Here is an 18902-nt window from a genome sequence, read left to right as displayed (position 1 = left end):
CGGGCGCGGCAGGCCTGTTCCCGGCGGCGGCGCCGGGTCTCAGAGGGCGACGACCGCCTGGGCCTTGACCAGCACCTTCTGCGCGGTGCCCTCGGCGTCCAGGGCGGTGACGGTCAGATCCACCCGGGCCGTGCGCGCCTGCGGATCCAGCGCGCCGATCTTCCCGGACACGGCCAGCACGGTGCCGCCGGTCTCGGGGCTGGCCGCCCCCTCGGCATCGGGCACGGGCACGGGCTTGGTGAAGCGGGTCTGGTAGTCCACGATCGCCGCCGGGTCCTGCGCCCAGTCGGTGACCAGCTGCACCGCCGCCCCCATGGTGAGCATCCCGTGGGCGATCACCCCGGGAAGCCCCACGGCCTCGGCGAAGCGCTGGTTCCAGTGGATCGGGTTGAAGTCCCCGGAGGCGCCGGCGTAGCGGATCAGATCCGCCCGGGTCAGCGGGATCTCTCGAGTCCCGATCTGCTGGCCCTTCTCCAGGTCATCGAACTGCGGCCTGCTCATGCCTGCTCCTCCCCTCGCACCAGCAGGGAGGACACCGCGGTGCACACCGGGGCTCCCTGCGCGTCGGCGATCTCCTCGCGGGTCGTGATCATGGCCCCGGTTCCCAGGGCGCGCACCGCGTCCACATGCACGACGGCGCGCAGCTCGTCCCCGGTCACGATGGGCCGGTGGTGGGTGAAGCGCTGGTCGGCGTGGACCACCCGGGAGAAGTCGATGCCTGCGGTGGGGTCCTGGATCAGCTGGGCGTCGGCGGCCTGGGCGATCACGACGGCGTAGGTCGGCGGGGCGACGAGATCCGGGTGCCCGAGGGCCCGGGCGGCGTCGACGTCGGTGTGGGCGGGGTGCTCGGCGTGCACCGCGCGGGCGAAGGCGCGGATCGCCTCGCGGGAGACCTGGTAGGCGGGGGCGTCCTCGTAGACGCGCCCGGCGAGGTCTGCGGCGAGGCCCGGCTGCTGCTCGGGCATGGCTCTCCTCGTGGTCGGGATGGGGGCGCTCCCCAGCCTATCCCCCGCGCCCGTTCCCGCTCCCGGACCGGGGATGAGAGATGGACCCCCGTCCGCCGCGGCGATGGCCGCGGGGACGGGGGTCCTTTCCGGAGGTAGCGGTGGACGGGCTCGATCCGTCGACCTCACGATTATGAGTCGTGCGCTCTAACCAGCTGAGCTACACCGCCTTACATGTGAAGCACCCGCGCGCGGCCTCAGCCGTGCGCGGGCCCTCATCATGAGAGCCCCGACCGGGAATCGATCCCGGGACCTCCATCTTACCAAGATGGCGCTCTACCACTGAGCTATCGGGGCAACGACATAAGACTATACAGACCGGTTCACAAGCCCGCCAAATCCGTCAGCCATGTCGTCCATCACAGCGGAAGCGCTGTGATGAGCTCGCCCTCGGGCGGGGCCTCAGCGGCCGCGGTAGCCCTCGCGCCCGCCGCGCTCGAAGCGGTCCCGGTGTCCCCGGTACCCGCCGCGATCGTCCCGGTCGCGGTTCCCGCGGTAGCCCCCGCGATCCCCGCGGTCCCGGTTCCCGCGGTAGCCGCCGCGGTCATCCCGGTCGCGCCCGCCGCGGTAGCCCCCGCGGGGACCGCCCTGGCCGCGCCCGCCGAGACGTCCGCCCGAGCGTCCGCCGCCGGCGCGACCGCCGCGATCCGGGGCGATGTCGATCCGGTGGCCGTTGATCTCCAGGTCCCGCAGGGAGTCCACGTCCAGATCCTCCGGCAGGTCCACCAGGGAGAAGCCGCCGCGGATGTCGATGTTGCCGACCTGGGAGCCGGTCAGCCCGCCCTCGTTGGTCAGGGCCCCGACGATCGCGCCGGGCAGCACCCGCTGATCGTGGCCCACCTGGATCTTGTAGGTGCGCAGGCCCTCGTCGCTGCGACGCCGCGGGCCGCGCTCCCGCCCGCCGTCGCGCTCCCCGCGCTCCCGGTCCCGTCCGCGCGCCGGACGCTCCGGCAGCTCCTCGGCGAAGAACGGGCGCCCGTCCTGGGCGATGAACGCGATCGCGGCGGCGACGTCCTCGGCGGGCACGTCGTGCTCGGCGACGTAGCCCTCCACCAGGCCCTTGAACAGGGTCAGGTCCTCGGACTCGAGGGTCTCGGTGATCTGCTGGGCGAAGTTGTCCAGGCGGGACTGGTTCACGTCCGCGGCGCTGGGCATGTGCATCTGCTCGACCTTCTGGTGCGTGGCCTTCTCGATCTGACGCAGCATGTGCTTCTCGCGCGGGGTCATGAACAGGATGGCCTCGCCCTCCCGCCCGGCCCGCCCGGTGCGCCCGATCCGGTGCACGTAGGACTCGGTGTCGTGCGGGATGTCGAAGTTGACCACCAGGGAGATCCGCTCCACGTCCAGCCCGCGGGCGGCGACGTCGGTGGCCACCAGGATGTCCACCCGGCCCTCGCGCAGGGCCTCCACGGTCCGCTCCCGCTGGGTCTGGGGGATGTCCCCGTTGATCGCGGCGGCCTGGAAGCCGCGGGCCTTGAGCTTGTCCGAGACCTCCTCGGTCTCCTTCTTGGTGCGCACGAAGGCGATCACGCCATCGTAGTCCTCGACCTCCAGCACCCGGGTCATGGCCTCGAGCTTGTGGGAGTGCATGACCTGCATGTACCGCTGCCGGATGTTCGCCGCGGTGGTGGTCTTGGCCTTCACACGCACCTCCACCGGATCGCGCAGGTAGTCCTCGGCGATGCGGCGGATGGACTTGGGCATGGTCGCGGAGAACAGGGCCACCTGCTTCTCGGCCGGAGTCTGGGAGAGGATCTCCTCGACATCCTCGGCGAAGCCCATGCGCAGCATCTCATCGGCCTCGTCCAGCACCAGGTGGCGCAGCTGGGACAGGTCCAGGGAGCCGCGCTTGAGGTGGTCGATGACGCGCCCGGGGGTACCGACGACGACTTGCGCGCCGCGGCGCAGACCGGCCAGCTGGGGGCCGTAGGGGGAGCCGCCGTACACGGGCAGGACGGTGAAGGCCTCGAGGTGCTTGGCGTAGGAGGAGAAGGCCTCCCCGACCTGCAGGGCCAGCTCGCGGGTGGGTGCGAGCACCAGCACCTGCACGGCCTTGGAGGGGCCCTCCAGGTCGGACAGCTCGGCCAGGTGGGACAGGGCCGGCAGCGCGAAGGCCGCGGTCTTGCCGGTGCCGGTCTGGGCCAGGCCGACGACGTCGCGGCCCTCCAGCAGCAGCGGGATGGTCTCCGCCTGGATCGGGGAGGGGGTCTCGTAGCCGATCTCCTCCAGCGCGGCCAGCACGCGCCCGTCCAGGCCGAGCTCGACGAAGCGGGGGCCGGCCGGCTCCTCGGCGGCGGGCTCCTCGGCCTGCGTGGTCTCCACCGGAGCGGTCGCGGTCGTCTTGGTCTCGGCGGGGACAGCCTCCGCGGCGGGAGCCGGAGTCTCGGCCTGCTGGGTCTGCTCGGGCTGCGCCGGGGTCTCGGCCGACTGGGTCTCGGGGTCCGCGGGGGTGGTGCGGGCGTCGTCGGGCAGGGGGGTGGTGTTTTCGCTCACCGAAAGGTCCTTTGCTTGGCGGGGGTCGTGTCCCGGCGAAGATCTCGCCGGAGGCCGGATGTCTCCCCTCATGGCTCCGCCCGCGTGGGCCGACTCCGAGTTGCAGCGGAGGACGTCATCTTCGGTGGGCGCACCCGTCCCGCTGATCTGCGGGTGTCTGTGGTCTTCAGGCGGTGCGCGCGGCGGCGAGCTTGAGATCGAGTGACGGCCTTCCGCTCCGCTGTCTCAGCGGGCGTGGGGGCGCGTCTCGGGGAATCCCGGTGTCCCCCACCCTACCCCACCGCGGTGCGCCCGCGGCCGGGGCGCGACGCAGCGCTCGGCGCCCCGCACCCCCGATCGGACGGGGCCGGGCGTGGGGCGGCGTCGGACCCCTGCGGGGCGGGCGCGGTCAGGCCCGGCGCAGCACCACGACGCTCTGCTCCCGGAACACGACGTCGTAGGACGCGCCGCAGTGCTCCCGGGCGTAGGCGCCCGGATCGGCGGGGCCGCGCCCGCCCCAGGTGGCGCCGTCGGTCTGCAGCACGAGGTACTCCGGGGCCGGGTCCCCGGCGGTGCCGATCCAGTGCACATCCCGGCCCGGGACCAGGCGGGTGAGCACCGAGAGGTCCGCGGCCACGCTCACGCCCTCCGGCACGTGTTCGACGGCCCGCTGCCGCGCCTGGATCACCTGCCGCTGCGCGGCATCCGGCTCCCGCTGCCGCCAGGCCTCGGCCAACGGTCCCGAGGGCACCAGGGCCACCGCGAGGACGGCGGTCAGCACCGGCCCGGCCGCGCAGACGGCGTCCACCGTCGCTCGCGCCCGCGAGCGCAGGACGGCGGCGCGCCCGCTCGCCCCGGGATCCCCGGCATCGCCCTGGTGCACGACCTCGCGCCGACGGCGCTGCGCGGGGGCCGCAGCGCGGGCCCGCAGGGCGGCGTCGAAGACCGCGGCGAACAGCACGGGCATCAGCACGAGGCTGTAATGCCAGGTGGGCCCCCAGTACCCCTCGTTCGGGGAGAGGAAGCGCCACACGAGGGTCGGCAGACCCACCCAGGACAGCGGCGAGCGCAGGAACACCACGGCCCCGCTGAGCAGCAACAGCCCCCAGGTGCGCAGCTTGGCTTCAGGGGTGAACAGCTGGGCGAAGGCCTGCAGCGGGTCGCCCAGGGCCCGCGGCACATCCACTTTGTCCGCGTAGTCGAAGGTCCCGTGCGGATTCAGCGCGGGCAGGATCACGCTGACGGCCAGCACGCTCCAGGCCAGGCCCCAGCACGCCAGGATGATGCCGGCCGGCGCCCCGGGCCGACGCAGCGCGCCCCGCACCCGGTGCGCCGCCGCGCTGCACAGGCCGGGCGCGGGGCGGATACCGGACGCGGATCGCTGCTCGCCGGAGCCCTCCGACGCCGAACCGGACCCGGGCTCAGGCCCCGCGCCGTGCCCGTCCGCGGCGGGGGCGCGAAGGGCCGTCCAGAGGATGACCAGCCCGATGACCGCGACGGTGATGCCGAGGTCCTCCTTGACGAAGACCAGGGGCGCTGCCCACCCGGCGGCCGCGCGCAGGCGGCGCAGGGCCAGCAGGCACAGGCTCATCGCCAGCAGCGGCACCGCGAAGGCGACCTCGTGGAACTGCACCCGCACCGCCTCGAGCACCCCGAAGCTGAGGGTGAAGGCCGTGCCCAGGCAGAGCCCACGCGCCCACCCGAGGAAGCGGGTGCCGAAGCCGGCGAGGATCCCGGCCCCGAGACCGAGCAGCGCGTCCTGGGTGATCATGACGGCCAGGCCGCTGGGCCACAGCGCCCAGACCGGGCCGAGCAGGATGAGCAGGGGGTGGAAGTGGTCCCCCAGGAGGTTGAAGCCGTGGCCCTTGATGTCCACGATCGGGGCCCGCAGGTGCGCGTAGTCCTGGGCCAGCTGGGAGAAGATCGCCAGGTCCCAGGAGGGGCTGTCCCAGCGTTCCCACTGCCCCACGGACATCCAGGAGAACAGCCCCGCAGCGAGCAGCGCGCAGACCGCGCCGAGCGCCCAGGTTGCGCGTCGCGAACCCCGCGGCGCGACAGCCCGACCGGCGGCCCGATGGGGGCCCTGCCCGGCGGCCGGGTCGGCGCTGCCGCCGGAGGTGGCGGCGCGTCGACCGCGTGAGACGATGGATCCCATGCCTGCTCCCTGCGTTCGCGAGCGCCTGCTGCGCCCGGATTCACCCGTGGATCTGGCGCGCACGCTCGCGGTGCTGCGGCGCGGCACATCGGACCCCACTGTACGCATCCGCAGCGGATCCCACGGCACCCGCGCGGTGCTCACCGCACGCATCCCGGAGGACACCGGGTCGGGGGTCACCGCGGTGCTCGAGCAGGGCCGGCACCTGGTGCCCGACGCCGCGGCGCGCGAGGCCGCGTCGGGTCCGGCCTGCTGGCCGATCCTGGTCCGGGCCTGGGGGTGGGATCCGGAGGAGATCGCGGCCTTCCTGGATCGAGCCGCCGGACTGACGGGGCTGGCCGATGACTGGCCCGGCTTCGCGGCCTCCCCGGAGCACCGGCTGATCCCGGCGGGCATCCGGGCGGCGTTTCACACCCGGCCGGGGCTGCGGCTGAGCTCCTCCGGGTGGATCTTCCGCCACGCGGTGAGCGCGGTCTTCGAGCAGAAGGTCACGGGCGCGGAGGCGATCGGGGCGTGGCAGCGCCTGACCCGCGAGCACGCGGACCCCGCGCCGTCCCCGAGTGGGACGGCCCCGGCGTGGGCGCGGGACCTGGTGCTGCCGCTGACGCCGCTGCAGTGGCGCCGGATCCCGTCCTGGCACTGGCGCACCGCCGGGGTGGATGCCCAGCGCAGCGCCGCGGTGGGTCGGCTGGCGGAGGCCGCCGGATCGCTGATCCGCGCCGAGGAGGCGCGACGACTCCCGGGCGGGGCGGCGCACGGGGTGGCTGCTCTCGCCCGGGGGCTGGCGGCGGTGCCGGGGATCGGCCCGTGGACGGTGGCCGAGACGATGCAGCGCTCCCACGGTCTGCCGGATGCGATCAGCGTGGGCGACTACCATCTGGCCCACGGCGTCTGCTACGCCCTGGAGGGGCGCGCCGGGGACGATGAGCGGATGCTGCGGCTGCTGCGCCCGTGGGCGGGCAACCGCCAGCGGGTGGTGCGCATGATCCTGGCCGCCGGGCCCCGCCGACCCCGGCGCGGGCCCCGGGTGGCCCCGCAGGCCCACCGCTTCGGGGGCTGACGACGCGGCTGCGGCCCCGGAACGGGTGTTCCGGGGCCGCGGGGCGGAGATCCCACGGCCGCCGGGTGGGTGCCGGGCTCAGGCCTGCGCGGGATCCGCGGACGGGGCCTGCCCGCCCTCGGCCTGCTGGGCGGCCTTCTTCTCCGCCTCGGCGATCTGACGGCGCACGTCGTCCATGTCCAGGCCCTGCACGGCCTCGATGACCTGGTCCAGCTGGGCGCCGTTGAGGGCGCCGGGCTGGGCGAAGACGAGGGTCTGCTCGCGGAAGGCCATCAGGGTGGGGATGGAGGTGATCCCCGCGGCGGCCGCGAGGCTCTGCTGGGCGTCGGTGTCCACCTTGCCGAAGGCGATCTCCGGGTGCTTCTCCGAGGCGGCCTCGAAGACCGGCCCGAACTGCTTGCAGGGCCCGCACCACTCGGCCCAGAAGTCCACGAGCACGATGTCGTGGTCCTGGATGGTCTGGTTGAGGTTGTTCTCGGTCAGTTCGACGGTAGCCATGCGCCCGAGACTACGCACCGGCCCCGGGTGCGCCCCAGGCCTTTCACTGTGAGCACAGCATCCTGACCGCGGCCGGGTGGCACCCGTCGGCTCGGCGTCGGCCTCCGCACCAGCCGGAGGCGGGGACCGCGGCGGAGGTGGATACGCCGAAGGGCCCCGATCCGGTGGATCGGGGCCCTTCGGGTGGCGCGCCCTGTGCCGGGCATCGGTGGCAGGTGAGGGATTCGAACCCCCGTAGGCAGTGCCAGCTGATTTACAGTCAGCCCCCTTTGGCCGCTCGGGTAACCTGCCGAGCCTCCGCCGCGCCGGCGCCTCGGCCGTCACGATGGATCATCGCTCCCGCAAGCGGGAGCGGATACCACCGTAGCGGACCCGAGCCCCCCGGCACAAACCCCGGCCCCTGCGCGGACCCGACCTGTGAGCAACGGCACCGGGAGGGGCGCTCTCTCTCCCGAGGTCCGCCGCATCGGCCCGCCTCACCGACCGCCGGGCACGCGCGGCGGCGTGTGCTGCTCGACCAGCAGCGCGGCCTCGATGCGGGCCAGGAACCGGGCGGACTGCCGGGCGCTGATCTCCCCGCGGGCCACCGCCGCGCGCAGGTCCTCTCGGACCCCGCGATGCCGGGCCACCAGATCCGCCCGGTGCAGGCCCGCGGCGGGCACCGGGGCGGAACCGGGACGGGGGCGCGACGGCGCGTGAACGGGCAGGGCGGCGACGGCGCCTGCCTCCAGCTCGCCGGGGAGGACTCCGTGGGGAAGGACGGTGTGCATCTGCATGCCTCCCACCCTCGGACGCCCGCCTGTGCCCCTGGTGAGAGGACGATCAGGGGCAGGTCGGGGAACGCTGGCCGATCGCCGATCCCTCCCCCGCCGCCCGGCCCAGCACGTACCCTGGTGGAGAACATCCGACCTCGACCCCGCAGGAGGGCCCATGGCCAGCGAATCCTCATTCGACATCGTCAGCACCGTGGACAAGCAGGAGGTCTCCAACGCGCTGAACCAGGCGCAGAAGGAGGTGTCCCAGCGCTACGACTTCCGCGGCGTCGGCGCCTCCGTGGAATCCTCCGGGGAGAAGATCCTCATCAAGGCCAACTCCGCCGAGCGCGCCCAGGCGGTGCTGGACGTCTTCCAGTCCAAGCTGGTCAAGCGCGGAATCTCCCTGAAGTCCCTGGACGCCGGGGAGCCGTACCCCTCCGGCAAGGAGCACCGCATCGAGTGCTCCATCAAGGAGGGCATCGCACAGGACCAGGCCAAGAAGATCTCCAAGCTCATCCGGGAGGAGGGCCCCAAGGGCGTGAAGGCGCAGATCCAGGGCGATGAGCTGCGGGTCTCCTCCAAGTCCCGGGATGATCTGCAGGCCGTGCAGGCCCTGCTGAAGGAGGCGGACCTGGAGGTCGCCGTACAGTTCGTCAACTACCGGTAGACCCCTCCGCCCCCGATCCGACGCGACGCGGCCCCCCCCCGATCCTCCGGGGTGCGGGCCGCGCGGCGTTCGGCCGGAGGCTGCGGCTCAGCGGGCGGCGTTCCCGCCGTAGCCGGCCATCTGCTCCAGGCGGGCGATGCGCTGGTCCATGGGCGGGTGGGTGGAGGTCAGACGCCCCACGTTCAGCCCGCCGAAGGGGTTGGCGATCATCACGTGGGAGGCGTTGGCGACCTTCGGGTTCTCCGGGTCCATCGGGGCACGGGCCGTGCCCGTCTCCAGCTTGCGCAGTGCCGAGGCCAGGGCCAGCGGGTCGTCGGTGAGCCGGGCGCCGTCCTCATCGGCGTCGTACTCGCGGGTGCGGCTGATGGCCATCTGGATGATCGAGGCCGCCAGGGGGGCGACCAGGGCGATGAGCAGGCTGCCGATCACGTTGCCGCCGCGCTCCCGGTTGCCCCCGAAGAACAGGGCGAACTGGGCGATGGAGGAGACGACCCCGGCGATGGCCCCGGCCACGGAGGAGGTGAGGATGTCCCGGTTGTACACGTGCATCAGCTCGTGTCCGAGCACCCCGCGCAGCTCCCGCTCGTTGAGCAGCTGCAGGATGCCCTCGGTGCAGCACACCGCGGCGTGCTCCGGGTTGCGCCCGGTGGCGAAGGCGTTGGGCGAGAGGGTCGGGGCGATGTACAGCCGCGGCATGGGCTTGCCGGCCCGGACGGAGAGCTCCTGGACGATCCGGTGCATGGCCGGGGCCTCCTGCGGGGTGACCGGTCGGGCGTTCATGGAGCGGATGGCGATCTTGTCGCTGTTCCAGTACCCGTAGGCGGAGGTGCCCAGGGCGATCAGGGCGAAGATCCAGATGAACGCGGAGCTGCGGGTCCCGGCGGCCAGCACGCCGCCGATCCCGAGCAGCACCGCCCAGAGCCCGCCGAACAGCAGGGCGGTCTTCAGCCCGTTGTAGTGCTGGTGCATGGTCCTTCGATGTCTCCTCGGATGACGACGACGGTCCGCGGACGCCCGCGGGGGACGCCGAACGCGGTGCTTCAACCGTAAAGCATCAGGGTCACGGAGTGGTTGCGCAGACCTGTCAGCCAGCTGAGGACTGGCTGGGCGGTCTCGGACAGTCGGTCAGCCGCGCCAGCGCACCACGACCCACGTCGCGGTCCAGACCGGGATGGGCCGTGCGCTCGCAGCACGCGGAGCGCACGCCCGCGGGGCGTACGCGCGGGGGGCAGCAGCGCGCGGAGCATACGCCCGGGGCTCCCCCATCGGCAGCTCACCAGCGGGCAGCCCCTCATCCCGGGTCTCCTCGACCGCACCGACCCCCGCGGCACGAGGGAGCCGCGCCTGGGGAACCGGCTGCCCGTCCTCCGGGAGGTCCGCGTGTGCCGCGGAGGCCGGAGTCTGCGGCCCGGCGGCGTCCTCGGCCACGGCGTCCCCGGCCGCAGCATCCTCGACCGCGGCTTCCCCGCCTGCATCCTGCTCGCTCGCGCTCTCCCCGGCGGCCGCCGGCCCGGTCTCCGGCTGCGGCTCCGGGTCCACCGGATCCGGAAGCACCGGGGACTGCGCCCCGGTCGCGGGCCGCTGCGCCGCAGGGACGGGGCCGGGATCGACATCGGTCGGGACGAGGTCGGTCTCCGGCTGCGCCTGTGCGGGCACCGCGGCCGCGGCGGTGCGGATCACCGGCTCCTCCGCGGGCTCCGCCGAGGGCCCGGAGGCCTCCGGCTCGGCGTCGGCGGGCCGCACCTGGGCGCTGCTGAAGGAGGCCTGCGGCACCGGCACCGCGCTCCCCCGATCCTCGACGGGGGACGAGGACCCGTCGGCGCGCCCGGCGGGTCCGGCCTCACCGGAGGAGCCCCCCTCGCCTCGGATCCCCTGGCCGTTCCCGCGGTCCGGCTCGGGCGAAGCCGTGGTGCGCGCGGCGAGGACCGTGCGCACCAGCACCGGACGCTCCGCCTCCTCACGCGCCGCCGGTGCGCCGGCTGCGGCCCGCGGGGCGGTCTCGGTCTCCGCGAACTCGGTGGGTGGGAGTCGCGACGGGGAGGACGGGGCATCAGCTTCCGATGACGGCGCGGAGATCTCCGCCCCGATGGTGGGCGAGGGCCGGGATCCCTCCGGAGGCAGCTGTACGGTGGAGGCGAACAACGCGACCGCGGCCAGGGCCGAACCGAGCCGCACCCGCCGCCACCCGGGATGTCCCGCACCCAGGTGCGCGCGCCCGGAGGGCGCGTGTCGGGGCGGGTCCGCGATTCCCCGGGGAGATGCCGCGCCGTCGGCCACGGGACCCGACGCCGCGCCGACAGCGGCCAGGGCGTGAGCCCGCTGCCCGCCGTGCAGCAGGACTCCGCCCAGGAGCATCCCCGGCAGCACCCAACCGCGCATCAGATCGGAGGTGCTGACCAGCGCCAGGTACTCGGCGGAGCAGCGCGGACAGGTCTCCAGATGCCGCAGCAGGCGCCGGCGGCGCGCGGCGGTCAGGCGCCCGCGCACCAGCTGCGGGATCATCGGTGCGTAGTCGGCGCATTCACCCGTGGCCGGGCGCAGGGCGTAGTGGGCGAGGTAGCTCTCCTTGAGCCGTTCACGGGCCCGCACCGCGGCCTGGGAGACGGCGTTGGGCGTCATCTCCAGCTCCGCCGCCAGCTCGCGCGGGGGGCGCCCCTCCACATCCAGACCCCACAGGATGGTGCGCCAGCGCGGGGGCAGATCCTGATAGGCGCGGGTGACGATGCGGGCCTCCTCGCGGCGGCCCACCACGGCCTCGGTGGTCTCCGCCAGCGGCAGCGCCTCCGGGGACTGCGGATCCTGCGGGGCGGGGCCGCTGCGGCGCTCGCGCAACACCGTGGCGACCGTTCGCATCAGGTACCGCAGGAAGGCCCGACGGGGCCCTCTGCCGTCGGCGAGCATCCCGAGGATGCGCACGAAGGCCTCGGCCACGGCGTCCTCGGCCTCCTCCGGGTCAGCCCCGGAGCGTCGGGCGATCCGCACCGCGGTGCGCGCGTGACGCTGGTACAGCCGCTCGGCCACACCGGCCGGGTCCTGCGGATACCGGCGCAGCAGCGCCTCATCCCCCTCCGTCGTCCGCGTCCCCTCGGCCGCGCCGTCCACCGCGTCATCCCGTTGTCTCACGAAACATTCACCCCCGATATTCCGAGACCCTGTCCCCCGGGCACTTGTCTCGATAACCTTAGGCCAGGATGGTCGCGGAAGCATCGCATCGAACGACGCAAGAGTCGCCACAGGATGCTCGTCATCGCAGCGTGAGAGTCCGACGACGCCGGGGCCATCCCGATGCACCGGGATACCCGGGTGCGCCCCGCCCTGCTCCATCCCCCATGGAGCACATCCCCCGATGGGGCGGCGACGCACCCGCGCCTGGCTCCCCCCTGCCAGGCGCCCCCGGAATGCGGATCCGGACATCCCCCATGTCCCGGTCCGCGAGCGGGCGGCCGCATCCCCCGATACGGGCTGCCGCGGTGTCGGGGCCTCCTCCCCGGAGGCCCCGACACCTTCTCCAGAGCACCGCGACCCCGGATCGTGACGCGATTTCAGCCGCAGATCTTCCATGATCCATATCACTCGCCCAGCGGCCTCCTATTGTGAGTGGCTCAGAATAACGCTAGGGTGGTTCCATGACCTCACAGACCACGCCGACGCACCCTCCGGCCCACGACGCCGCGGCCCTGCGCGCGCAGTGGTCGGACGAGCTGCGCTCCCTGGGCCGTCGGGTGACCCGGCAGCGCCTGGCCGTGCTGCACACCGTGCATCGGCACCAGCACTCCACCGCCGAGGAGATCGTCCGCCACGTGCGCGCCGTGCTGCCGAGCATCACCGTGCAGTCCGTCTACGTGGTGCTGGCCGACCTCACCGCGGTCGGCATGCTCCGGAAGTTCCAGCCGCCCGGCACCCCGGGGCTGTACGAGACCCGCGCCAACGACAACCACCACCACAGCGTGTGCGTGGACTGCGGGCGCGTGGAGGACGTGGACTGCGCCGTCGGGCAGGCCCCGTGTCTGCACCCGAGCCAGACCCATGGGATGCAGATCCTCAGCGCCGACGTCGTCTTCCGCGCCCTGTGCCCGCAGTGCCGGGCCGCCCGGGAGCGCGCCGAGGCCGAGTCCCGGGACTGATCCCGGGGTCGCCATCTCAGACCACCCGAACCGCTCCGCACCCGCGGAGCCCGGGCCCATCCCCAGTCACACCCACGACGAAGGAGATCCACCATGACCGAACAGCAGTTCGATCCCCATCGCCCCTCCACCACCGAGACCGGCGTGCCGCGCCAGTCCGACGAGTACTCGCTGAGCGTCGGCGCCAACGGCCCGCTGCTGCTGCACGATGTGGAGCTGGTCCAGAAGCTGGCCCGCTTCGACCGCGAGCGCGTCCCTGAGCGCTCCCCGCACGCGAAGGGCTCCGGCGCCTTCGGCGAGCTGGAGATCACCGAGGACATCTCCGCGTACACCTACGCGAAGTTCCTGCAGAAGGGCACCAAAACCCCGATGCTCGCGCGCTTCTCCACCGTGGCCGGTGAGCTGGGCTCCCCGGACACCTGGCGCGATGTTCGCGGGTTCTCGCTGAAGTTCTACACCGAGGACGGCAACTTCGACATGGTCGGGAACAACACGCCGATCTTCTTCATGCGCGACCCGATCAAGTTCCCGGACTTCATCCACTCGCAGAAGCGCACCGCCGACTCCGGTCTGCGCAGCGCCAACATGCAGTGGGACTTCTGGACGCTGTCCCCGGAGTCGGCCCACCAGGTCTCCTACCTCATGGGCGATCGCGGGCTGCCGCGCAGCTGGCGGCACATGAACGGGTACTCCTCCCACACCTACATGCTGGTCAATGCGGAGGGGAAGAAGACCTGGGTCAAGTGGCACTTCATCTCCGAGCAGGGCGTGGAGAACATGACCAACGAGGAGGCCGAGCGGCTGGCCGGCTCCGACGGGGATTACCACCGCCGGGACCTGTTCGACGCGATCCAGCGCGGGGAGTACCCGTCCTGGTCCGTGGAGATGCAGTTCATGCCCTACGAGGACGCGAAGGACTACCGCTTCAACCCCTTCGACCTGACGAAGGTCTGGCCGCAGAAGGACTACCCGCGCCACAAGGTCGGCCGGTTCACCCTGAACCGGAACCCGGAGAACTTCTTCGCCCAGATCGAGCAGGCGGCCTTCGCCCCGGCCAACATGGTCCCCGGCACGGGGCTGTCCCCGGACAAGATGCTGCTGGGCCGGGTGTTCTCCTACCCGGACGCCCAGCGCCACCGCATCGGCACCAACTACAACCAGCTGCCGGTCAACGCCCCGGTGGTGCCCATGAACTCCTACGACAAGGAGGGCTTCATGCAGTACCACCACTCCGGTTCGGCCGCGCCGTACGCCCCGAACTCCTACCGCTCCTACGTGAGCAAGGAGGAGTCCCGGGTGGACAACGGCTGGGAGGCCGACGGCGAGCTGGTGCGCGCCGCGTACACCCTGCACGCGGAGGACGACGACTTCGGCCAGGCCCACACCCTGGTGCGCGAGGTCTACGATGACGCCGCCCGCGAGCGCCTGGTGAACACCGTGGCCGGGATGATGGCCGACGTCGAGGAGCCGGTGCTGTCTCGGGTGTTCTGGTACTGGAAGAGCATCGACCAGGAGGTCGGCGAGGCCATCGAGAAGAAGGCCAAGGAGCACCGCGGGGACGACGTCCCCGGCGCCTGATCGCCGCCCCCACGGCTCTGACCCTCCCCGGTCCTGAAGCCGTATGACCGGAAGGCCCCCGTCTCCCGTCCCCGCCTCGCGCGGGGGTTCGGGAAGCGGGGGCCTTCTCGCGTGCCCGCGCGGCGGCGGGCCGAGGCTCGGGCCGCGGGATGTCCGCGCCTCAGAGACGGTCCTGCATGGCCGCCAGCTCCAGCAGCTCCCGGACCTGCTCGATGGGCAGCACGGCCGAGGGACTCAGCGCGTTGATGCGCACGTGTCCGGCGCCGGCGTCCACGGCCAGCTGCAGGGCCTGGCGGGCGGGGGCCGCGCGCAGGGTCAGCTCGGGGTCGATGGCCGCGGCCTCGGGGGCGGAGGTGAACAGCAGCATGGTCTCCGGGGTGGAGCCGTCCTCGGTCTGCACGTAGATGGGGTAGGCGTCCTCCCCGGGGCCGTCCAGGGCGATCAGCAGCCGGGCATCCGGGGCGATGAGGCTGCCGAGCAGCCGCGGCATGGACTCCTCGAGCAGGGCCTCCTTGGCGGCGTCCAGGTGCGGGGCGGCCAGGGCCTCGGCGATCAGGGCGCGGTCCAGCCGGCAGCTGGCTCGCCCGTTGGGCTCCACGACGACGCCGTCGCAGGGGGTCTCCTCGAGCATCTGGCGCAGGATCTGGGCCCCGGGGCGGGCCTGGGTGCGGAAGGCGGTGCCGGTTCCCCCGGCGGCGTGCAGGGCGCGGGCCGTGTCCTCGGCGGCGAACACCGCCAGCAGGGTCGCCCCGTCGGGGCCCTGCACGGTCTGCAGCCGCAGGGTCGAGCCGGGCCCGATCCGCTCGCCGCGCGGGCCGGGCTGGAAGTCCGAGCCGGAGACGTCCAGCAGGGCCTGCCCGCCCATCAGGGCGCGCAGCACGTTGAGCTGGGTGCGGTGCTCGGGGCGGCGGCCGTAGTGCTCCAGGCCCCGCAGCAGGTCGGGGTTCGGCGCGGGACCGGTGGTCGGCTGCGCGGCGGCGGGGGTGGCCTCCCGGCTCGGCGGTGTTCCGGCGGACTCGGTGGGCGCGGACTGCTGCGCGGCGGCGGGGGGAGTCTCAGCGGGCGCCGCGCTCCCCGGTGTCCCGCCGTCCGCGGTCCCGCCGTCGGCCGCAGCCTCCGGCTGCGCGGCGTCGGACCCCGTCTCCTCGGGGACGGCCGGGGGCACGGCGAGCCCGGCCTCCTCCAGCCGCTTCGCCATCCACGCCGGCAGCGCCTCGGCGGTGCGGGGGTAGGCCCGCAAGTCCTGGGCCAGCGCCGCGGCGGTGGCCTCCTCCCCCGGAAGCCAGGAGGCGGGCTCCTCCTCATACTCGGCGTCCAGACCCACCTGGTACTGCGGTTCGGGCCAGCCCTGGGCGTCGATGACGATGCTCGCGGACAGCCACGCCCCCGTGTCCGGTTCGTGGGAGGCCGCACGCAGCTGCTCCAGCAGCGGCACCACGGTCGTCGCGGGCCCGACCGCGCCGGTGGAGCCGACCAGCTCCTCGCCGTCGCGGATCTCGCTGATCCGGGCCAGGTAGGAGCCCGGCGAGGACCAGGCGGGGGCGAAGTCCGCGATGAGCTGGTCCCAGCCCGGGGTGGTCTGGGTGGAGGAGAGCAGCCAGTGCCCCAGGGTGTTGACCGCCTCCTGGACGCGCTGCTCGCGCTGCTGCTGCCCGGGACGCTCGGTGAGGCGGTGGCTGGGGGTGGTGGACATGGCTTCTCCTCGCGGATGCGCTGGCCGGTGGACTCGCCTTCCGAGCCTACACAGCGCACACCCCGCGGACCCCCTGGGAACCCGGCCCGCGCGGGGCATTCCTTGCTAGCCTGTCCCCATGACCAAAACGCTGCAGGATCTGATCGACGAGGCACTGTTCATCTCCACCGAGCACCAGGCGCGCCTGGCCGAGCTCACCGGGGATTCGGACTGGGACGTGGACTTCTCCGCGCCGTCGTTCACCCTGCAGGCGGACCCCTCCGTGTCCCTGACCCCGTCCCTGCTGGGCACCGAGTCCGAGCAGCGCGGCTCCTGGATCTGGTCCTGGCAGGAGCTGGGCCACTTCCCGGACGCCGTGGTGGCCGCGGCGGTGCAGGCCCGGGAGACCGGCGAATCCCTGGGCGTGCAGGAGCTGGCCACGGATGAGCTGATCCTCTCCGAGGGACTGGCCCGGCGCCTGACCCTGGCGGCCAAGGCCGTCACCGGCATCTACGCCCACTACCCGGCCACCGCCGGCGGCGGGGTGCGGGCCTGGCTGCTGCTGGACGGCCCGCAGTTCGAGCTGCCCGAACCCACCGTGCAGCGGATGGGCCGGGTCATGGCCCAGGCCCTGCAGACCGGCACCGCGGTGCACCACCAGCGCGCGGTGGATTCCTACGCGCGGCTGCGCGGGGCGCACATCACCTGGGACACCGAGGCCTGCGCGATCATCACCGCGGCCGACGGCGCCCTGCGTCTGTGGTTCGACGACCAGCAGATCACCGGCATCGAGGCCGCCGAACCCGTGGTGGATTCCCGCGAGCTGGCCCGCTGCGCCCGCGCGGCCGCCGAGCATCGCCAGCGTCTGCGCGAGGAGGGCCGTGAGGCCCTGCGCCTGGCCGCCGCGGAGGGCGAGCGCCAGCGCCGGGCCCGAGAGCAGGAGGAGGCCGAGCGGGTGGCCCGCACCCAGGCCGCCCTGGTCGAGCAGGAGGACGAGCGCGCCGTGGCCGCCGCCGCGGACCGCGCGGCGGAGGAGGAGCCCCTGCCGGAGCGGGTGGAGGAGCTCTCCCCGCGTACCGCCGCGACCGCGAGCACCGAGTCCGCCCAGCCGGAGGGCGTGCGCCGGGCCGAGACCGGCGGGGAGGGCGCGCCCTTCGACCACTCCCCCCGCGCCGACGCCGAGCCCGGCCTGGTGGCCTCCTCCCCCGTGGATGCCGACGAGGCCCAGCCGCGCACCGACCAGTACACCCAGGTCCCCACCCCCGGGGAGCCCGCCGAGGCCCGCACGCGCCGGGAGGAGCAGCCGCGCCGGGAGGCCGAGCCGGCCACCGGAGGCTACGAGGTCGTCGAGGAGTACGAGCAGGACGTCGAGGAGCGCACCGAGGCCCCGCAGCGCGATGCCGAGCAGGAGCCGGAGGAGAACCTCACCGCCCTGGAGCGGCTGCGCCGGGCCAACGCCCAGGCCGGTCCGCAGGAGCCTGGGCGCACCCGGCGCGAGGAGCGGGCCGAACAGGAGCCGGAGTACGTGGTCGAGGACCAGCAGGAGGAGCAGCAGCCCAAGGGCAGGAAGAAGGGCTTCTTCAGCCGCTTCCTCGGCCTGTAGGCCCACCCGCACCCGCGCACCGAAGCAGACAGGGCCCCGCGAGCGGATCCGCTCGCGGGGCCCCTGTGCACGGGTGAGCCCTCGGCTCACCCGCCTGCGGCCGGGCTCAGGCCTGCCGGTGCACCACCGCGTGGGCGAAGCTCTTCAGGGCCTCCTTGACCGTGGACTCCGGCAGTGGAGCCAGAGCCTCGATCGCGTCGTCGGCCCACCGGTAGGCGATGCGCCATGCCTCCTCGGTCACCGGGTGCGCGGCCAGGGCCGCCACCGCCTCGGCCAGGGCGGCGTCCTCGGTGAGGTCCCCATCGATCAGCTCCACCACGCGGGCGGCCTCCGCGTCCCCGTCCGCAGCGGCCTGGCGCACCAGGATGCTCGGCAGGGTCGCCACGCCCTCGCGCAGATCCGTGCCCGGGGTCTTCCCGGAGGTCTCGGCGTCCGCGGTGACGTCGATGACGTCGTCGGCCAGCTGGAAGGCCACCCCCACCAGCTCGCCGTAGCGGACCAGCACCTGCACGGTCTGCTCCGGGGCCCCGGCCAGGGTGGAGCCGTACTCGCAGGCCGCGGCGATCAGGGAGCCGGTCTTGCCCTCGATGACCTTGATGTAGTGCGCCAGCCGGTCCTCGTCCGCGGCGGGCCCGGAGGTCTCGTGCAGCTGACCCAGGACCAGCCGCTCGAAGGTCTTCGCCTGGATGGCCAGGGGCCGGGCGCCCAGCTCGGACACGATCAGCGAGGCGCGGGAGAAGATCAGGTCCCCGGTGAGGATCGCCACGGAGTTGCCCCAGATCCGGTGCGCGGCGTCGGTGCCGCGGCGGGTGGCGGCCTCGTCCATGACGTCGTCGTGGTACAGGGTGGCCAGGTGGGTCAGCTCGGTGACCACGGCGGCGTCCAGCACGTCCCCGGTGATCTCGGCGGCGCCGGCGGCGCCGGCGGCCCGGGCGGCCAGCAGGGTCAGCAGGGGCCGGACCCTCTTGCCGCCGGCCTCCAGCAGGTGCCGGGCGGCGGTGTCGGCCAGCGCGTCCGTGTACCGCAGGGCCTCGCCCAGGCGGGTCTCGACGTCGGCCAGGCCCTGCAGCACGTCCGGGCCCAGGGCCTCATCCTGGGCGATCAGCTCGAAGCCGGCCGGCAGCGCGATGCCCCCGAAGCCGGGGAACTCCTCCCGCCCGGCGGCGTCGGCGCCCTCCCCGGGCAGGGTCTGGTCCGGCTCGGTGTGTCCGGGGGTGGCTGCAGTCACGGTATCTACACTCATCTGTCGTCGGGGAACGGATCGGCCGGGCCGGTGGTGGCGGGGGCTCAAGGGGCGGTCGGTCGACCACCGGC

15 protein-coding genes and 3 tRNA genes are annotated in these 18902 nt (G+C 73.6%); 5 read left to right on the top strand and 13 right to left on the bottom strand.

Annotated elements, in window-relative coordinates; translation table 11 throughout:
- Positions 1–39: 39 nt before the first annotated feature.
- The 6 genes from NQ707_RS00140 to NQ707_RS00115 all read right to left on the bottom strand — a co-directional run bounded on the left by NQ707_RS00140 (position 40) and on the right by NQ707_RS00115 (position 5631).
- Positions 40–501: a MaoC family dehydratase gene (locus NQ707_RS00140; RefSeq protein WP_055684636.1), complete on the bottom strand. Its 462-nt coding sequence runs from the start codon at positions 499–501 to the stop codon at positions 40–42.
- Positions 498–965, bottom strand: coding sequence for a MaoC family dehydratase N-terminal domain-containing protein (locus NQ707_RS00135; RefSeq protein ID WP_055684637.1), 468 nt, complete (start codon positions 963–965; stop codon positions 498–500). The genes NQ707_RS00140 and NQ707_RS00135 overlap by 4 nt, the downstream gene beginning before the upstream one ends.
- A gap of 135 nt (positions 966–1100) precedes the next feature.
- A tRNA-Met gene (locus NQ707_RS00130) sits at positions 1101–1174 on the bottom strand.
- Positions 1175–1229: 55 nt separating this feature from the next.
- Positions 1230–1301, bottom strand: a tRNA-Thr gene (locus NQ707_RS00125).
- 105 nt (positions 1302–1406) lie between these two features.
- Positions 1407–3497 carry a DEAD/DEAH box helicase gene (locus tag NQ707_RS00120; protein ID WP_404433975.1) on the bottom strand — a complete coding sequence of 697 codons (2091 nt, stop codon included), beginning with the start codon at positions 3495–3497 and terminating at the stop codon, positions 1407–1409.
- A 388-nt stretch (positions 3498–3885) separates the two neighbouring features.
- Positions 3886–5631, bottom strand: coding sequence for a DUF2079 domain-containing protein (locus tag NQ707_RS00115; RefSeq protein ID WP_404433972.1), 1746 nt, complete (start codon positions 5629–5631; stop codon positions 3886–3888).
- Here NQ707_RS00115 and NQ707_RS00110 point away from each other — a divergent pair.
- On the top strand, positions 5630–6691 hold the full coding sequence (locus NQ707_RS00110; RefSeq protein WP_404433969.1) for a DNA-3-methyladenine glycosylase family protein: 1062 nt from the start codon (positions 5630–5632) through the stop codon (positions 6689–6691). The two genes, NQ707_RS00115 and NQ707_RS00110, sit on opposite strands and share 2 nt — an antisense overlap.
- A gap of 78 nt (positions 6692–6769) precedes the next feature.
- Here the strand turns inward: NQ707_RS00110 and trxA are convergent, their stop codons facing one another.
- The 3 genes from trxA to NQ707_RS00095 all read right to left on the bottom strand — a co-directional run bounded on the left by trxA (position 6770) and on the right by NQ707_RS00095 (position 7965).
- A complete protein-coding gene (gene trxA, locus NQ707_RS00105; RefSeq protein ID WP_404433967.1) occupies positions 6770–7189 on the bottom strand; it encodes a thioredoxin in 420 nt (139 codons plus the stop codon).
- A 209-nt stretch (positions 7190–7398) separates the two neighbouring features.
- Positions 7399–7480, bottom strand: a tRNA-Tyr gene (locus NQ707_RS00100).
- 185 nt (positions 7481–7665) lie between these two features.
- Positions 7666–7965 (bottom strand): hypothetical protein, encoded by a 300-nt coding sequence (locus NQ707_RS00095; RefSeq protein WP_064725842.1) that lies wholly within the window; start codon positions 7963–7965, stop codon positions 7666–7668.
- A gap of 154 nt (positions 7966–8119) precedes the next feature.
- On the opposite strand from NQ707_RS00095, the gene NQ707_RS00090 reads away from it, so the two are divergent.
- Positions 8120–8611, top strand: a complete 492-nt coding sequence (locus NQ707_RS00090) for a YajQ family cyclic di-GMP-binding protein (RefSeq protein ID WP_058730736.1) — start codon at positions 8120–8122, stop codon at positions 8609–8611.
- 87 nt (positions 8612–8698) lie between these two features.
- On the opposite strand, the gene htpX is transcribed toward NQ707_RS00090, so the two are convergent.
- Together htpX and NQ707_RS00080 are read right to left on the bottom strand one after the other, a co-directional pair.
- On the bottom strand, positions 8699–9580 hold the full coding sequence (gene htpX / locus NQ707_RS00085) for a zinc metalloprotease HtpX (RefSeq protein WP_404433964.1): 882 nt from the start codon (positions 9578–9580) through the stop codon (positions 8699–8701).
- A gap of 156 nt (positions 9581–9736) precedes the next feature.
- Entirely contained in the window at positions 9737–11734 is a 1998-nt protein-coding gene (locus tag NQ707_RS00080; RefSeq protein ID WP_404433962.1) for a sigma-70 family RNA polymerase sigma factor, read from the bottom strand.
- Positions 11735–12237: 503 nt separating this feature from the next.
- Here NQ707_RS00080 and NQ707_RS00075 point away from each other — a divergent pair.
- Both NQ707_RS00075 and NQ707_RS00070 read left to right on the top strand, forming a co-directional pair.
- On the top strand, positions 12238–12735 hold the full coding sequence (locus NQ707_RS00075; RefSeq protein ID WP_081046198.1) for a Fur family transcriptional regulator: 498 nt from the start codon (positions 12238–12240) through the stop codon (positions 12733–12735).
- A 93-nt stretch (positions 12736–12828) separates the two neighbouring features.
- On the top strand, positions 12829–14313 hold the full coding sequence (locus NQ707_RS00070) for a catalase (protein WP_064725846.1): 1485 nt from the start codon (positions 12829–12831) through the stop codon (positions 14311–14313).
- Positions 14314–14473: 160 nt separating this feature from the next.
- On the opposite strand, the gene NQ707_RS00065 is transcribed toward NQ707_RS00070, so the two are convergent.
- Positions 14474–16006: an SseB family protein gene (locus NQ707_RS00065; protein WP_404433959.1), complete on the bottom strand. Its 1533-nt coding sequence runs from the start codon at positions 16004–16006 to the stop codon at positions 14474–14476.
- A gap of 118 nt (positions 16007–16124) precedes the next feature.
- On the opposite strand from NQ707_RS00065, the gene NQ707_RS00060 reads away from it, so the two are divergent.
- Positions 16125–17588, top strand: coding sequence for a DUF6882 domain-containing protein (locus tag NQ707_RS00060; protein ID WP_404433957.1), 1464 nt, complete (start codon positions 16125–16127; stop codon positions 17586–17588).
- 106 nt (positions 17589–17694) lie between these two features.
- Here the strand turns inward: NQ707_RS00060 and NQ707_RS00055 are convergent, their stop codons facing one another.
- Complete coding sequence (locus tag NQ707_RS00055) at positions 17695–18831, bottom strand: polyprenyl synthetase family protein (protein ID WP_404433955.1); 1137 nt, start codon at positions 18829–18831, stop codon at positions 17695–17697.
- Between the last annotated feature and the right edge of the window lie 71 nt (positions 18832–18902).

This window comes from Rothia sp. BD8, assembly GCF_044878465.1.
Classification (GTDB): domain Bacteria; phylum Actinomycetota; class Actinomycetes; order Actinomycetales; family Micrococcaceae; genus Rothia; species Rothia kristinae.
This window is presented reverse-complemented; position numbering and strand designations above follow the sequence as displayed.